Raw genomic sequence first — 16,122 nt, forward strand, 5'->3', positions numbered from 1 at the left:
TCCGCCAGGTATAAGGGATTCCGGTGATATTGACCGGTATATGGTGTTACATGGATTGCCGGTGCGTGAATGGAGAGACTTCAGGCTCTGGTAATATCAGGTGTACCTGCGGATAGTTACTTGGCCTAGCACACTTACATCCCGTAACTATGATTTATATCTATCGGGAATTTTCAAAAATTACCTGATCTTTCCGGAGTATTTTATTTTTAAAATCTTCGTTATCCGGATTCCCTATTCAGAAATGCAGCAGATAATTCCGGGGATTACCGGTTGTTTTCCGTGTTTTTTAATGAACGGTATCAGAACGGGTCTGCTGCAAACGCGAGGGATGAGATCCTGTCACCCATACCGGCAGTCTTTGTGACTCCCTGAACGATCAGGGACGGTATAACGATCACGTGGTATTTTCCAGAATGGAATATGCCCGGTGACACGTCTCTGCCGAATGCAGCTGCAATATCTTCAAGCGCCTTTCGCCCCTCCGGGACCATACCGGGCTCTGCTCTTCCGGCGGACTGCGCAATGGTCCGGGAGGCAAAGAGCAGGGCGTCACGGGTTTTTTCCGGACAGGAATGGTCTTTACAGACTGCCATATAGTACCCGAACGTGTGAAGGTGCAGCCGCACGAGACCGGTCGACTGGCAGATCTCCCGTGCCTGCTGTGCAAGCGTGCCTGCCGAACCTGCTGCCTGCCCGTGATTTTGGGAGACCGCAGGGTTCATGCACTGGTAAACGAACCCGAGTTCCCGCTCATTCAGGCCAAGGCTGCTGGCGTGGGGGAGTATATACCTTACGAAGCGCCTCGTGATCTCATCATCCGCAACGGTTACCCACTCCGCATGGATTCTCAGGTGCGGGTTCTGCTTTTTTGCCACAAGGAGCTGGTCGGCAGCGATCGAAAATTCCCTGTCAGATGTAAGATACTGGTACCCGGAGAGGAACGCCCGGTCACAGGAGGCGGCGGCCTTCCGGAACTCCCCGGTTATCTCCTCGTTGAGGAGGATGGTTGAGGGATCGTGGAGCGGTGAGACGATGAACCGGTTGTTCCGGGCGACTGCGCCGGGGGCCAGGGGGACAAGGCCGGGGGAATATTCGAGAACAAGATGGACCGTGTCAGGTTGTTCTGAGGAAACCCGTTCCGGACCGGGGATTGTGACACCGGCCTCCCGGAGAATCACCCGGGTAGTGACGCCCATGGAGGGAGTGATGCAGATCACTTCAGGAGCACCGGCAGATGCGAGCTGGACTGCGGCTATGCCGGCCTGCCCGCCAATGGTACTGTTCCCGCTGAAATGGTGGATAAACTCTCCGTACACCGTGGTATCCCGCACAAACAGTTCGTCGGCAGTGCAGGTCTGCATGGCGCGGTACAGCCTGTTCCGGAATACGGCAAGTTCCCCCTGCACCTGTGGCAGTGATGCTAGCAGGTCCGCCGTAACAGGGACGATCCGGTCAATGTTTACGTTGAACCCGACAACCGTCCTGCCGAGAGTTGGTGGTTCAAGGTCCCGGTAGAGGTCATACCATGTGCGATCCTCCATGAAACATCCCAGCCTCCTCTTGGACATTCGTCCTTTTCAACTATTGCATACACCTTATGGCTAAAAGAAATGCGGGGCAGGCAGCCACCAATCCAATACTATTAAAAACCCTATGCACTACTACACACATACTGATGAGTGTCGTGGCCGACAAGCTCCGTAATGATTTCCCGCACGTCCCGGAACGGATATCGGGACTCGTGGATCTCGCGTATAATCTCTGGTGGAGCTGGAACCCCGCTGCAAAGATGGTCTTCAAGCAGCTGAACCCCCAGGCCTGGGTAGAAAGCACCCATAACCCGGTCCGGATGCTCTCTGAACTTCCGGAAGAAACCCTTATCGCGGCATCGAAAAATCCCCTGTACCTCCGGCACTACGATATCGTGATGTCCCGGTTCCGGCAGGAACTTGCGAGCAGGAACAGCTGGTACACGGAACATTTTTCCCACAACCATGGCCATACGATTGCGTATTTCTCTGCCGAATACGGTCTCCACCACTCCCTCCCCTTCTATGCCGGCGGCCTCGGGTTTCTTGCCGGGGACCATCTCAAGGAGTCGAGCGATCTCGGCCTGCCTCTCGTCGCAGTCGGGTTCATGTACTCCGAGGGTTACCTCCACCAGCACATCGGGCCGGACGGCTGGCAGGAGAACATCAATGAGGTCCTGAACCGCGATGCATCGCCGATAAAAAGGGTGATGTATAATCATGATACCCAGCTGGTCGCCCGGGTACCGTTCATCGATCCCCCGATCTATGTCTCCGTCTGGCGGGTCGACATCGGGACGATCCCCCTCTATCTCCTTGATACCGATATAAAGGAGAATGATCCCGCGAACCGGATGATCTCCAGCCGCCTGTATACCGGCGACAACGAACAGCGCCTCCGGCAGGAGATTGTCCTTGGGATCGGCGGGAGTTATGTCCTCGATATCCTTGGCATCCGCCCCACGATCATCCACCTGAACGAGGGCCATCCCGCGTTTGCGCTGCTGGAGCGTATCCGGGAGAATGTGGCAGACAAGATGAGCTTTGACGAAGCCTATGCACACGTGCAGAACACCAGCATATTTACTACCCACACACCGGTTCCTGCCGGGCACGATGCCTTCCCGCATGCCCTGATAGACAAATATTTTGGCCGGTATTATTCCCTTCTCGGTACCTCCCGCGAGACCGTCCTTGGCCTGGGCCGGGCACCGCAGGATGCCGGGGGTCTCTTCAACATGACCGCGTTCGCCCTGAAGATGTGTGCCTTCCGGAACGGCGTGAGCAAAAGGCACGGCGAAGTGGCGCGGGATATGTGGAAGCGGCTCTTTGCAGAATCAGGCATAGGTATTCCCCCCATCGGCCACATAACGAACGGCGTCCATGTCCCGACATGGCTCGATCCACGGATGGAGCTGCTCTTCAACACCTATTTCTCGCCGTCGTGCCCGAGCTGGCTCTCCGAGCATGACAGCCCTCTCATCTGGGAGATGATCAACGAGATCCCCGATGAAGAACTCTGGGCCGTACACGTCCAGCTCAAGCGGAAGCTCGTCAACCGGATCCGGGAGCACAAGCGGCGGAAATGGGTGAGCGAGGGCACGGACCCCGTCAACGTCGTCTCCGGTGGGGCCCTTCTCGATCCAAACGCACTCACGATCGGGTTTGCGAGAAGATTCTCTACCTACAAACGGGCGGATCTCATCTTCCAGGATATGGAACGGCTCAAGCGGATCGTCAACAACCGGTGGCGGCCGGTGCAGATCATCTTTGCGGGAAAGGCCCACCCTGCCGATGACGAGGGAAAGCGGATCATCCAGAAAGTCTACCGGTATGCCCACCAGCAGGATTTCGGGGGAAGGATTGCGTTTGTCGAGGATTACGGGGAGCAGATGGCGCAGTACCTTGTCCATGGCGTGGACGTCTGGCTGAATAATCCCCTGCCTCCCAACGAAGCCTGCGGGACGAGTGGCATGAAGGCCTCACTCAATGGAGTCCTCCACATGAGCATCATGGACGGGTGGTGGATTGAAGGTTTCAACGGCACGAACGGCTGGGCGTTTGGTGACGCAGTATCCTCACAGAACCGGGACTGGAGCGACGCAGGCCAGCTCTACGATCTGCTGGAACGCGAGGTAGTACCTCTCTACTACACGGTTTCGAACGATGGTTTTCCGCATATGTGGGTGAAGAAGATGAAGGAGGCGATCCGGAGCACGGCCTCACACTTTTCGGCACGAAGGATGGTGAAGGAATACGTCCGCCAGGGATACGATCCTGCCCTTGCGTTTGCATCGGCCGGGAAAAAAACGGTATGAGATGGAACGGCAATGACCGCAACTGGAGAACGATTTGCTGATGAGCCATATCGTACTCCCAGGAAATTTGCAAGCAATTTCGAAATCCGGCCGGAGTGAGGGATGGAGATCACCGGTCTAAGTACGTAGCACGGCGATCTTCGATCCGCGGGGGATTCCTGTATCACCGGCAATCATCTCACACTTGACACACATGAGGTACGCGACCGGTGGGAGATTATCGTATTCGCTGAGCGACTCGTAGTTCGCCATGCCCTTCGATATGATAATGGTGCACTGGCTGATTGCCTCTGCGAGGTCAGCCGGCATCTTATCCGGATCAAGGCCGATCTCCGCACCCCCGCCCGTGGTGGTCAAAAGGTCTGCAACCCTGTCGAACCCGAAGGCAAGCGCATCATCCATTGTGGCGTCATTGAGGATCGGTGCGTCCCTGACTGCAACCGTCACGTGCGAGCCATGGGCCTTCAGGTACCCGACCAGCAGCCGGTCGAAGACGATCTCCCCGCAGTTGTCGGTGAGGTAGACGACCCGGGAACAGTTTCTGAAGATCTCGTCCGTATCGTCGCGATCCAGTCCTTTTGCAAATTCGTCGGCAAAAAACCGGGAAAAGTCGGAAGTTACCTCATGGCCCCGGACCGCATAATCGAACGTGTTTCCGATAACGCTGGCCAGTACGTGATCCCGGAAGTCATTGAGCTGGTGACGGACCTCGCGGCAGACCAGGAGCGCCTCTGCATTTCCTCTCTGTTTCAGTTCACGGAACGGGTCGGGGTCCCCGATCATCCTGCAGGCCTCACGGTGGACTGCACTGGCGATCTGCGGATGAAGGAAAGAAGTCCCCTTCATGGAATCCAGCAGATCCCTGCATGCCGTGACCGTTGCTTCCGTGAGTTTGGGATCGGCAGATGCGAGCCCGCACTCGAAAACCACGCGGGACATCAGGCAATCGATACAGGTATCGGTGAGTTTCATACTATGATCTACGGATTCGTGAAGTGATCAGAAAAAACAATGGGGCCACTGAGATTTGAACTCAGGTCAGAAGACCCCCAGTCTCCTAGGATGGCCAGGCTACCCTATGGCCCCGCTCTCATACTGTAGGATGAGATCACTTATGTATCTTGTCGTTCATGACCGGGATTTCCGGTATGGCTCATGAACCCCCCGGGCTATGACGGGCGTTTACATGACCGGCTATAAGGTACTGTCATGGAGTCACCAGGGCCCGGTTTTGCATGTCTGAACCTGTGGATGAGCGACCCGCGCGAATAAAAAAGTCACGGAGTTCCTCCCGGCATAATCCCCGAACCCGGGAGAATGAGTCGTGCACAGGAAACTATCTGGTGCTTAAAGCAGGATCTCAGATATTCCCGCGCTTGAATTCCTCGACCCGCGAAATGAGGTTTTCGAGTTCAGTATCCGTAATTTTGATCTTTCCTTCAATGGAGTCGACCTCGTTAAGAAGCTGGCGTATCCGCACGTACATCAGATAGATGATGAACTGCTGGACAACGATAACGCCGCCAAAGAGGACCAGCATGTATCCTTCGTATGCCATTATCTCACCTGTAATGCAATCACCTGAATACTGCACGGGCCAGGCGGTCGACGAAACTTTCCTGACTGGCATCCTCAGCAGCTTCGTTGTATTCTGCACCTGCCATCTGGGCAGCAATACGCTTGAACGCCCGGGTGGCAGGTGTATGGGGGTATTTCAGCACACATGGTGACTTGTACGCAGCTGCACGACGCACGCTGGCGTCTTCCGGAACCACATCTATCACCCGGACCCCCAGCACATCCTCAACGCTCTGGGACCGGAGCTCGGTGTGTTCGAGTCCCGCCCGGTTCAGTATCGCCCCGTAGACCCGCCCTCCCATCACTTCGCAGAGGATCTTGGTCTTGAGGGCATCAGCCATCGAAGCAAGTTCCGGGTTGACTACAAGGATCACCTGATCTGCTACGGAAAGCGGAACTACGCCCTCCTTGGAGATCCCGCTCGGTGCGTCGATAAGGAGGAACTCGCACCGGTCCACCAGCTTATGCATCACGTCCCGGAGTTTCTCCGGGTCTGCCTGCTGGAACCCCTGCAGGGAGATCCCGCTCGGCACCACTTTTACACCTGCGGGGCCTTCATAGATGGCATCCTCGATATCTGCCTTCCCGGCAAGTACTTCGTGAAGGGTGACCGGAACGTCATCCATCCCGAGGATCAGGGCCATATTTGCCATGCCGATATCGGCGTCGAGGATATAAGTTTCCCGCTCCAGCATGGCAAGGGAAATCCCCAGATTTACCGTAAGCGTGGTCTTCCCGACACCGCCTTTTCCGGATGTGATGGTGTATGCCCTGAGCATCAGAATTCTTAACAAACTGGTTGGGGAATAGGGTATTTATACGTATTGAAAGGCGCCCCGCCCTCGAAACAGCCAATTGTCACAAAATATACCCGCAAGCGTACAGGATCCCGGCGGAGGTGGGGAGGAACCCGGGACCCGTCCTGCGCTTTACCGGGAAATTAAACCCGGGTATATAATATCGTATCAATCCGGCAGGCCCGTATCAGGAATCTTTATATTTCCAGACATCGACGAAGCCATGCCACAACTAACTGAGACGTGCTGCCCGGACTCCTGGCAGAAGGATATACGACAGGACATCTTTGTTGTAAATTTCAATGGAATTCTCGTATCGTCCAAAGGTGAAAAACAATATGTATATATGTTCCCATCAGGTATTATCAATTACACAGGGTAGTGCAGCAGGAGACGCAGCATGTTAAAAGAGAAGATCTCTGCATTTATTGAACTGATTCGATCTATTGACGGGGTTGCAGCATGTGCCCTTGTATCCCGGGATGGGATAATCGCCGGTAAAAGTTTTGACCGTGAACTCAATGAGCCCTGGTTCGGGGCGCTCTCCGCAACAATACTTGCCTCAGCGGAATCGGTAGGCAGTATCATAAAGATGAAATCCATGATGTCCGTCACCATACGGGCCCAGGACTCCTCTATTCTCGTCATGGGCGCCGGTGAAAATTTCCTTATCACCGCAATCATTACGGACAAGGCAGATTTCGGGAAAGTGCATACTGAAATGCTCCAGGTTGCCAAAAAGATTGGGGAGGCGATGTAATGTATACCATCCTTGTGGTTGACGACAGCCCGTTCATCGTCGATGTTTTTGTTACCATGCTCGAACGTGGCGGATACCGGACTGTTGCCGCGTACGGGGGCGAGGAATGCCTTGAGATCCTCAAGACCGTGACCCCTGACCTGATCCTCCTCGATATCATGATGGAACCTGTGGACGGCTGGGAGACCCTCGAACGGATTAAGGAGAACCCTGATACCAAGGAGATCCCGGTGCTGATGCTCACCGCAAAACAGCTGACTCCCGCCGAAGCACAGGAATATGGTATCTATATAGAAGACTACGTGCTCAAGCCGATCACCCACCGCGAACTCTATGATGCGATCGAGCACGTCCTCACCCGGCGCCAGTCTATAAAATCCGATATGGACATGGCAAAACAGTCGGGATTCGATGGCGAGATCATCACCGAATACGCCCGACTGAGTAAAAGCATCGATGTGAACAAACGTCTTATGAAGATCCTTGAGACCACCTACAACTTCAACGACTCCAAGGTAAGGGTCAGCGATGAGATCTCGCGGGCGATCAAGAGCATGGAGATGAACATCAAGTTCCAGGAAAACCGTCTCCAGCAGATCAAAGGGGAGCTGTCCGGTTCCCCGGCCTCAAAATAAATTCCCCGTGTGCAGTTCCAGTGCATGTTTGAATACTATGCAGGCATATATTGTCTGGCATCAGGAATGTAACGAATACCTGCCTGCCATGAGCCGGCTCACCGCCAGCCTGGCGTATATGGGGGAAAGAATCCGTGGATGAAACGATCCTGATTGTTGATGATAGTCCGTATATAGTTGACGGTCTCGTCGCCCTGTTGAAACGGAAAGGGTTCAAACCCGTTGCCTCCCACGGCGGCGATGAAGCCCTCACTATCCTGGCCACCATTACCCCCGACCTGGTCCTGCTCGATATCATGATGGAGCCCATGGACGGCTGGGAGACCCTGGACCGGTTCAAGGCAAATCCTGCGACAAGGGATATCCCGGTGCTTATGTTCTCCGCCAAGAAAATCACCCCCGAAGAAGCGGAGCAGCACTGCCTGAATATCGAGGACTTTGTCTCAAAGCCGGTCAACCCGGCACAACTGCTGGAAGCGATACAACGGGTATTTACCCGGCGGAGCAATGTGAAGATAGAGGCGCTCGTTGCAAAAGACGCGGGCTTTGATCCAGCGACGATCGAGGAATATTCCGCCCTCCGGAAGAGCATCGAGGTTGACCAGAACCTCCTCTGCGTACTGAGAAGATCCACGGGCATGCATCTGGCGGGAAATGCAGCCAATTCTGATGATGTGGCAGCCGTCCGGAAACTGGAAACAAAGATCCAGGCGGATGAAAAACGCCTCAAAGAGATCAACGAGAAATTCACAAAAGCCGTATAATCGTTTCCTGCCGGTGTTGTCCGATTCACCCCATGGATGGGTATAGAAGTAATATTTATATAGTTTTTGGGCATTGTTATAATGCTGTACATCTTGGTCTGTGTAGCAGAGATTGGGTTCGTAGCTCAGTTCGGTAGAGCGCCTGGCTTTTAACCAGGTGGTCGGGGGTTCAAATCCCTCCGGGCCCGTTGCCACGAGCAATCGTGGGTTTTTTGCGGTGATGCATCTGAGAGGAAATTTGTTCATCTGTGAGGGGGTTTTTCATTGAGCACCAAACTTAATGTGTTGGAGCACGCGATGGTGCCGGATCATAAAATCATGAGCGAAGAGGAAGTATCGGAACTTCTCTCGCGCTACAACATTACTACCGAACAATTACCGAAAATCTACCATGACGATCCAGCCGTCAGGGAGATCGGCGCAAATGCCGATGATGTGATACGAATTATCCGGGCGAGTCATACCGCCGGCAGGGCCGAGGCATTCCGTCTCGTGGTCAAGAGACCAAAGAAGTAATTCCGGGGTTGGTCAGTCTGATTGACAGAAGCATCTTATCGAGGGCATATTTTTCACGGGAGCATGTTGCGCGCCACCAGCTTGACTCTTTCAATTATTTCCTGAAGCATAATCTCCAGAAAGTGGTCAACGAACAGCGGGTTATCGAGACCGACATCGAGAACCGGGGCAAGAACAACGATCCGGTCTGGGTTGAACTGGGCACGATCGAAGTGAAAAAACCGCTCGTGCGGGAAGCGGACGGCTCGCAGGGAGAACTGTATCCCTGCGAAGCCCGGCTCCGCAACCTCACGTACGCGGCCCCGATCCAGCTCGGGCTGACGCTCGTGCACGGCGATGACCGGCAGGAACCAATTGTTACGACCATCGGGCAGCTCCCGATCATGGTCGGGTCGCTTGCCTGCAACCTCTATGGCATGGATGACGCCCAGCGTGTCTCCCATGGTGAGGATGCATTTGACGCAGGCGGTTACTTCATCGTGAACGGTACAGAGCGCGTGCTCATGACCTTAGAAGACCTCGCGTCCAACAAGATCATGACCGAGTTTACCGAGCGGTACAACGAGCGGATCTATGTTGCAAAGGTGTTCTCGCAGTTCCGCGGGTACCGTGCACTTGTGGTTGTCGAGCGGAACAAGAAGAACCTGCTCGAGGTCTCGTTCCCGTCCGTTGCAGGCCACCTGAAGTTCGCTGACCTGATGCGGGCACTGGGCATGACGAACGACCAGGAAGTCGTGAACGCCGTATCCACGGACGAGGACATCCTTACGTTCATGATGCAGAACCTGGAAGAGAGCGAGTGCGATTCCGTCGAGGGCGGTATCATGTACGTGGGCAAGAAGCTCGCGCCGAACCAGACGCGGGACTACCAGCGCAAGCGCGCAGAGTTCGTGCTGGACAACTACCTCCTGCCGCATCTCAACTACTCGATGCCGGCAAGCCTCAAGGAAGGAGACGAGGGTTACCAGGAAGCAGTCCTCTCGGTCCGGCTCGCGAAGGCCCACTTCCTCGGCCGCATGGCAGAGGCCTGTTTCGATCTTGTCCTGAACAAGCGCAGGATCGACGACAAGGACCATTACTCGAACAAGCGGCTGAAACTCGCCGGCGACCTGATGGAGGACCTCTTCCGTATCTCCCTCAACCGGCTCACCCGTGATATCAAGTACCAGCTCGAACGCGCCAGCATGCGCCACCGCGATCTCTCGATTGCGACCGCCGTGCGCGCAGACGTGCTCACGGAACGCCTGCTCCACCCGCTTGCCACCGGTAACTGGGTGGGAGGAAGGACCGGTGTCTCGCAGCTGCTCGACCGGGTAGACCACATGGCCGTGCTCTCGCACCTCCGCCGCGTGATTTCCCCGCTCTCCCGCTCGCAGCCGCACTTCGAGGCCCGTGACCTGCACCCGACCCAGTGGGGCCGGATATGCCCGAGCGAGACTCCCGAAGGCCCGAATTGTGGCCTCGTGAAGAACTTCGCCCAGATGGTGGAGATCAGCAAGGGTGTCGATAACGAAGAAGAAATTATGAAGATCCTGCACAATCTTGGCGTAGAACACATACGGGGTGAATCATGAGCAAGAAGTCCCGCGTGTTCGTGGACGGTGCCCTCATCGGCCTTGTCGATGACCCGAAGGCACTCGTGGCAAATATCCGCAGCATGCGGCGGCAGGGTGCTCTCTCGCCGGAAGTGAATGTCTCCCACAAGGAGTACAACGGCGATGTCGTGATCCTGACCGATCGCGGCCGTGCCCGCCGCCCGCTCATCGTCTTAAAGAACGGCGAACCGCTCATCACGGACGATGATCTCCGGAAGCTCGAACGAAAGGAAATCGACATAAACTGGTTTGTCCAGCGCGGCATGATCGAGTTCATTGATGCAGAAGAGGAAGAAGACCTTTTCATCGCCATGGACTTCTCGAAACTGACGCCCGAGCACACCCACCTTGAGATCGACCCCTCCCTGATCCTTGGTATTGGTGCGGCCCACGTCCCGTTCCCCGAGCACAATGCAAGTCCCCGTGTCACGATGGGTGCCGGAATGGTCAAGCAGGCGCTCGGTTTTGGTGCGGCCAACATGAAGCTGCGCCCGGATACCCGTGGCCACCTGCTCCACTATGTGCAGAAACCGCTCACCCATACCCAGACCTCGGAACTGATCGGCTCCGATGACCGGCCCGCAGGCCAGAACTTCGTGGTCGCGATCCTCAGTTACGAGGGCTACAATATTGAAGATGCGCTCATCTTCAACAAGGCCTCGATCGAGCGCGGCCTTGGCCGCTCCCACTTCTTCAGGACCTATGAAGGCGAAGAGCGCCGGTATCCCGGCGGCCAGATCGATCGCATAGAAGTCCCCGACGAGGATGTGGCCGGTGCCCATGGTGCCGACGCCTACAAGAACCTGGACGAGGATGGTGTAATCAACCCTGAGACGGTTGTTGCAGAGAAAGATGCGCTGATCGGCAAGACTTCCCCACCGCGTTTCCTCGAGGAACCCTCAGGAGAACTCATTGCTGTTGAAAAGCGCCGCGACACCTCCGTCACGATGCGCAGCAACGAGCACGGTATTGTCGATACCGTCATCATCACTGAAGGCGAGAACAGCTCCCGGCTCGTGAAAGTCCGGACCCGCGACCTGCGTGTCCCGGAAGTCGGCGACAAGTTCGCGTCCCGGCACGGGCAGAAGGGTGTCGTGGGTCTTATCGCCCACCAGGAAGACATGCCCTTCACCGAGAGCGGCCTCATGCCGGATCTTGTCATCAACCCGCACGCGATCCCGAGCCGTATGACCATCGGGCACATGCTCGAGATGATAGGCGGCAAGGTCGGATCGCTCGAAGGCCGGCGTATTAACGGCACGGCATTCGGTGGCGAGAGTGAATCCAATATCCGGGCCTCGTTAAAGAAACTCGGCTTCTCCCACAACGGCCGGGAGATCATGTATGACGGTATCACCGGGAAACAGTTCAAGGCCGATGTCTACATCGGCGTGATCTACTACCAGAAACTCTACCACATGGTATCGTCCAAGATGCATGCCCGGTCCCGTGGGCCGGTGCAGGTGCTCACCCGCCAGCCTACCGAAGGACGTGCCCGTGAAGGCGGTCTCCGGTTCGGTGAGATGGAGCGGGATGTCATGATCGGCCACGGCGCCGCCATGGCACTCAAGGAACGCCTGCTCGACGAGTCGGACAAGGTGAACGAATATGTGTGCGCACACTGCGGCATGGTCGCCATGCTCGACCGTAAGCGCAACATGACCCGCTGCCTTGCCTGCGGCAACGAGACCGATATCTACTCGGTCGAGATGAGTTATGCGTTCAAGCTCCTGCTGGACGAGATGAAGAGTATGGGCATTGCCCCAAGACTGAAATTACAGGACGTGGTGTAACATGCCATCCCCAAAACGAATCGGACAGATTGAGTTCGGCCTGTTATCTCCCAAAGAGATCCGTGAGATGAGCGTCCGGAAGATCATCTGGGCAGACACCTATGATGACGACGGGTTCCCCTACCCCCAGGGCCTCATGGACTTAAACCTCGGTGTCATAGACCCCGGTCTCCGGTGCAAGACCTGCGACCAGAAGGCGAGCGAGTGCCCCGGGCACTTCGGCCATATCGAGCTCGCCAAGCCGGTCATCCATGTCGGGTACACAAGGCTCATCAGGAAACTCCTGCGTGTCACCTGCCGCGCCTGCGGCCGTGTGCTCCTGAGTCCTGAGGAAGTCGAGAAAGTCGTCGGTACGGAAGACGACCAGACCGGCGACCTGCTCTCAGAGAAGGACGTCAAGAAAGAGCGCGTCTGCCCTCACTGCGGTGAACAGCAGCTCAAGATCAACTTCGAGAAGCCGACCACGTTTTCCGAAGTCATGGTCGAGGACGGCAAGAAGGTGGAGCACAAGCTCACCCCCGCAGACATCCGCGCCCGGATGGAGAAGATCCCAAACGAGGACCTGATTCCGCTCGGCATCAACCCGGACGTCGCCCGCCCCGAATGGACGATCCTTACCGTGCTCCCGGTCCCGCCGGTCACGATGCGCCCGTCCATCATCCTCGAGAACGGCCAGCGCTCGGAAGACGACCTGACCCACAAGCTTGTGGATATCATCCGCATCAACCAGCGGTTCAAGGAGAACCAGGATGCAGGCGCCCCCCAGCTGATCATCGAGGATCTCTGGGAACTCCTGCAGTACCACGTCACCACCTATCTCGACAATGAAGTAGCAGGCTGCCCGCCCGCACGCCACCGCAGCGGCCGGCCCTTAAAGACGCTCTCGCAGCGCCTGAAAGGTAAGGACGGGCGGTTCCGTGGCTCACTCTCGGGTAAGCGTGTGAACTTCTCGTCCCGTACCGTGATCTCGCCCGACCCGAACCTCTCGGTCGCGCAGGTCGGTGTCCCGCGTGCCGTGGCAAACGAGATGACGATCCCTGTCCGGGTCACCACCTACAATATCGAGGAACTCCGGCAGATTGTCAGGACCGGCCCGGCACGCCCGGATGTCAACTCCCCGTGTGGTGCAAATTATGTGATCCGCCCTGACAACCGCAGGCTCCGGCTTGCGGATGGCAACCTCGACACGGTCGCCGACATGATCGAACCCGGCTACACGGTCGAACGCCAGCTCCGCGATAACGATGTCGTGCTCTTCAATCGTCAGCCCTCGCTGCACCGGATGAGCATCATGGCCCACCGCGTCAAGGTGATGGAAGGCAGGACGTTCCGGCTCAACCCGGCAGTCTGCCCCCCCTACAACGCCGACTTCGATGGCGATGAGATGAACATGCATGTACCGCAGACCGAAGAGGCACGGGCCGAGGCAACCATCCTCATCGCTGTGCAGGAGAACATCCTCTCCCCGCGTTTCGGCGGCCCGATCATCGGAGGTATCCACGACCACGTCTCGGGTATCTTCATGCTGACGCACGACCTGCGCTGGTTCACGAAGGAAGAGGCCCTCTATCTCATGCGGTACACCGGCATCGAGCGGATGCCCGCGCCCGGCAAGGTTGAGAACGGCAGGGAGTACTGGAGCAACAAGCAGGTCTTTTCCCAGGTCCTTCCCGAGCACCTCAACATGGTCTTCAAGGCCAGCTCCTGCCAGAACTGCGATGTCTGCAAGAAAGAGGTCTGCGAACGGGATGCATACGTGCGCATTATCGACGGCAAGCTCGAAGTCGGGACCATCGACAAGAAGGCGATCGGCGCATTCGACGGCCAGATCGTCAACCGCATCATCCGCCAGCAGGGTATGAAGCGGGCGACAAAGTTCATCGATGACTCGACCAAGCTCTCGATCCGTGCGATCATGTTCGACGGCTTCTCGTTCGGTATCGATGACGAAGACCTCTCCAAGACCGAGTACGGCCAGATCGATGAAGTGCTGAATACAGCAGCACTCGATGTCACACGCCGTATCAAGATCTACGAGGACGGCCAGCTCGAACCGATGCCCGGGCGAACGGTCGAGGAGACCCTTGAGATGCAGATCATGCAGGTGCTGGGGAAAGCCCGGGACCAGACCGGTCAGATTGCAGGCCGGCACCTCGGTCTCGGGAACAGTGCTGTCGTGATGGCAGTCTCCGGTGCCCGTGGTTCCATGCTGAACCTGACCCAGATGGCCGGTTGTATCGGCCAGCAGTCCGTCCGTGGTGAGCGTATCGTCCGTGGTTATGACGACCGGACCCTCCCGCACTTCAAGAAGGGTGACCGGGGCTCGGATGCCCACGGGTTCATCCAGCACAGCTACAAAGGCGGCCTCAACCCGACCGAGTTCTTCTTCCACGCAATCGGTGGCCGTGAAGGTCTCGTCGACACTGCAGTTCGTACATCCCAGAGCGGGTACCTCCAGCGCCGTATGATCAATGCGCTGCAGGACCTCAAGGTCGCGTACGACGGCACAGTCCGTTCTACCGGCGGCAGGATCATCCAGTTCGAGTACGGCGAAGACGGCACCGACCCGACCAAGAGTGCGTTCGGTGACCCTGTGGATGTCAAGGGTATTGTCGAGAGTATCCTCAAGGAGGAGTGCTGAAATGCCGCTCGCAGATAAGTACGATAAGAAGATCGAGGCTGCAGCCCTTCCCCCTAAAACAAAAGAGCAGCTCCGGAAGTTCCTTGACACCAAGGAGATCACCGATACCCAGTTCAAGCAGATCCTCGAACGGGTCCTCGCCGAGTACCAGAGCACCCGGATCGAAGCCTGTGAAGCGGTGGGTATCATCGCGGCGCAGTCCATCGGTGAGCCCGGCACACAGATGACGATGCGTACGTTCCACTATGCGGGTGTCGCCGAGATCAACGTTACTCTCGGTCTCCCGCGGCTCATCGAGATCATGGACGCGAGGAAAGAGCCGAGCACCCCGACGATGACCGTGTACCTCGAGCCCGAGTTCGGTATCGACCGGGACAAGGCCCGGGAAGTCAGCTGGCAGATCGAGGCCGCCCCGCTCCACGAGTTCGGCGACATCACCACGGACATGGAGAACATGCACGTGGTCGTGCACCTGAACACCAAGGTCTGCGACAAGCGCAAGATCTCGCCCATGGAGATCATGGAAGCGGCTCCCAAGAAGATCCGCGACCGCAGGCACTACCGGGACTTTGAGCACGAGATCGATGAGGAAAACGCAACCATCATCTTCTCCCCCAAGGACAAGGAGAGTTACCAGAACCTCTTCCAGCTCGCTGAACACGTCAGGAACGTGATCGTGCAGGGCATTGACGACATCCTCCGGGTGGTCGTCAGGAAGGAAACCGGGGAGTATATACTTTATACTGAAGGGTCCAATCTTAAGGACGTATTTGATGTAGTTGGCGTTGACACCACCAGGACCCGCACCAACAACATCAGTGAGATTGCGCAGGTCCTCGGTATCGAGGCAGCGAGAAATGCCGTCATCCACGAAGCGGTCTCCACGCTCAATGAGCAGGGTATCCTCGTTGATGTCCGGCACCTCATGCTCGTCTCGGACATGATGTGCATGGAAGGCGAAGTCAAGCAGATCGGCCGCCACGGCATTGCCGGCGAGAAGGAGAGCGTCCTCTCGCGGGCAGCGTTCGAAGTGACTGTCAACCACCTGCTCGATGCGGCCGTCGCAAATGAAGTTGATGAACTGAGCGGCGTGACCGAGAACGTCATCGTCGGCCAGCCGATCCAGCTCGGCACCGGCGATGTGAAACTGATCGCAGTCAGACAACACGACAATTAGACACTTTGGAAAAACT

General features: G+C 56.6%; 13 protein-coding genes and 2 tRNA genes. 10 read left to right on the top strand and 5 right to left on the bottom strand.

Annotation, left to right across the window (positions count from 1 at the left end):
* Nucleotides 1–302 precede the first annotated feature (302 nt).
* A complete protein-coding gene (locus tag WBL42_RS03280) occupies nt 303–1,544 on the bottom strand; it encodes an ADP-dependent glucokinase/phosphofructokinase (protein WP_424719840.1) in 1,242 nt (413 codons plus the stop codon).
* Nucleotides 1,545–1,678: 134 nt separating this feature from the next.
* Between WBL42_RS03280 and glgP the strand changes: the two genes are divergently transcribed.
* Entirely contained in the window at nt 1,679–3,850 is a 2,172-nt protein-coding gene (glgP, locus tag WBL42_RS03285; protein WP_424719841.1) for an alpha-glucan family phosphorylase, read from the top strand.
* 117 nt (nt 3,851–3,967) lie between these two features.
* On the opposite strand, the gene WBL42_RS03290 is transcribed toward glgP, so the two are convergent.
* The 4 genes from WBL42_RS03290 to minD form a co-directional block, all read right to left on the bottom strand.
* Entirely contained in the window at nt 3,968–4,822 is an 855-nt protein-coding gene (locus WBL42_RS03290) for a damage-control phosphatase ARMT1 family protein (RefSeq protein WP_424719842.1), read from the bottom strand.
* Nucleotides 4,823–4,862: 40 nt separating this feature from the next.
* Nucleotides 4,863–4,936, bottom strand: a tRNA-Pro gene (locus WBL42_RS03295).
* A gap of 274 nt (nt 4,937–5,210) precedes the next feature.
* Entirely contained in the window at nt 5,211–5,408 is a 198-nt protein-coding gene (locus tag WBL42_RS03300) for a hypothetical protein (RefSeq protein WP_424719843.1), read from the bottom strand.
* 19 nt (nt 5,409–5,427) lie between these two features.
* Entirely contained in the window at nt 5,428–6,207 is a 780-nt protein-coding gene (minD, locus tag WBL42_RS03305; RefSeq protein ID WP_424719844.1) for a cell division ATPase MinD, read from the bottom strand.
* Nucleotides 6,208–6,625: 418 nt separating this feature from the next.
* On the opposite strand from minD, the gene WBL42_RS03310 reads away from it, so the two are divergent.
* From WBL42_RS03310 to rpoA2, 9 genes are all read left to right on the top strand, one after another.
* Nucleotides 6,626–6,985 (top strand): roadblock/LC7 domain-containing protein, encoded by a 360-nt coding sequence (locus WBL42_RS03310; protein ID WP_424719845.1) that lies wholly within the window; start codon nt 6,626–6,628, stop codon nt 6,983–6,985.
* Nucleotides 6,985–7,620 carry a response regulator gene (locus tag WBL42_RS03315; protein WP_424719846.1) on the top strand — a complete coding sequence of 212 codons (636 nt, stop codon included), beginning with the start codon at nt 6,985–6,987 and terminating at the stop codon, nt 7,618–7,620. Before WBL42_RS03310 ends, WBL42_RS03315 begins: the two co-directional genes overlap by 1 nt.
* A gap of 134 nt (nt 7,621–7,754) precedes the next feature.
* On the top strand, nt 7,755–8,384 hold the full coding sequence (locus WBL42_RS03320; RefSeq protein ID WP_424719847.1) for a response regulator: 630 nt from the start codon (nt 7,755–7,757) through the stop codon (nt 8,382–8,384).
* A gap of 114 nt (nt 8,385–8,498) precedes the next feature.
* Nucleotides 8,499–8,572: transfer RNA gene (locus WBL42_RS03325), tRNA-Lys, on the top strand.
* Nucleotides 8,573–8,648: 76 nt separating this feature from the next.
* On the top strand, nt 8,649–8,900 hold the full coding sequence (locus WBL42_RS03330) for a DNA-directed RNA polymerase subunit H (protein ID WP_424719848.1): 252 nt from the start codon (nt 8,649–8,651) through the stop codon (nt 8,898–8,900).
* 8 nt (nt 8,901–8,908) lie between these two features.
* Complete coding sequence (locus WBL42_RS03335) at nt 8,909–10,474, top strand: DNA-directed RNA polymerase subunit B'' (protein ID WP_424719849.1); 1,566 nt, start codon at nt 8,909–8,911, stop codon at nt 10,472–10,474.
* A complete protein-coding gene (gene rpoB / locus WBL42_RS03340) occupies nt 10,471–12,288 on the top strand; it encodes a DNA-directed RNA polymerase subunit B (protein ID WP_424719850.1) in 1,818 nt (605 codons plus the stop codon). Before WBL42_RS03335 ends, rpoB begins: the two co-directional genes overlap by 4 nt.
* A 1-nt stretch (nt 12,289) precedes the next feature.
* On the top strand, nt 12,290–14,929 hold the full coding sequence (locus WBL42_RS03345; protein WP_424719851.1) for a DNA-directed RNA polymerase subunit A': 2,640 nt from the start codon (nt 12,290–12,292) through the stop codon (nt 14,927–14,929).
* Between the two features lies 1 nt (nt 14,930).
* Nucleotides 14,931–16,106: a DNA-directed RNA polymerase subunit A'' gene (gene rpoA2, locus WBL42_RS03350; RefSeq protein WP_424719852.1), complete on the top strand. Its 1,176-nt coding sequence runs from the start codon at nt 14,931–14,933 to the stop codon at nt 16,104–16,106.
* Nucleotides 16,107–16,122 lie beyond the last annotated feature (16 nt).

Origin of the sequence: Methanoregula sp. (assembly GCF_049686655.1) — an archaeon.
Classification (GTDB): domain Archaea; phylum Halobacteriota; class Methanomicrobia; order Methanomicrobiales; family Methanospirillaceae; genus Methanoregula.

Excerpts from the sequence above, each read along its gene's own strand:
- WBL42_RS03280 (WP_424719840.1), bottom strand. The coding sequence starts at position 1,544 with ATGGAGGATCGCACATGGTATGACCTCTACCGGGACCTTGAACCACCA.
- glgP (WP_424719841.1), top strand. The coding sequence starts at position 1,679 with ATGAGTGTCGTGGCCGACAAGCTCCGTAATGATTTCCCGCACGTCCCG.
- WBL42_RS03290 (WP_424719842.1), bottom strand. The coding sequence starts at position 4,822 with ATGAAACTCACCGATACCTGTATCGATTGCCTGATGTCCCGCGTGGTT.
- WBL42_RS03300 (WP_424719843.1), bottom strand. The coding sequence starts at position 5,408 with ATGGCATACGAAGGATACATGCTGGTCCTCTTTGGCGGCGTTATCGTT.
- minD (WP_424719844.1), bottom strand. The coding sequence starts at position 6,207 with ATGCTCAGGGCATACACCATCACATCCGGAAAAGGCGGTGTCGGGAAG.
- WBL42_RS03310 (WP_424719845.1), top strand. The coding sequence starts at position 6,626 with ATGTTAAAAGAGAAGATCTCTGCATTTATTGAACTGATTCGATCTATT.
- WBL42_RS03315 (WP_424719846.1), top strand. The coding sequence starts at position 6,985 with ATGTATACCATCCTTGTGGTTGACGACAGCCCGTTCATCGTCGATGTT.
- rpoB (WP_424719850.1), top strand. The coding sequence starts at position 10,471 with ATGAGCAAGAAGTCCCGCGTGTTCGTGGACGGTGCCCTCATCGGCCTT.
- WBL42_RS03345 (WP_424719851.1), top strand. The coding sequence starts at position 12,290 with ATGCCATCCCCAAAACGAATCGGACAGATTGAGTTCGGCCTGTTATCT.
- rpoA2 (WP_424719852.1), top strand. The coding sequence starts at position 14,931 with ATGCCGCTCGCAGATAAGTACGATAAGAAGATCGAGGCTGCAGCCCTT.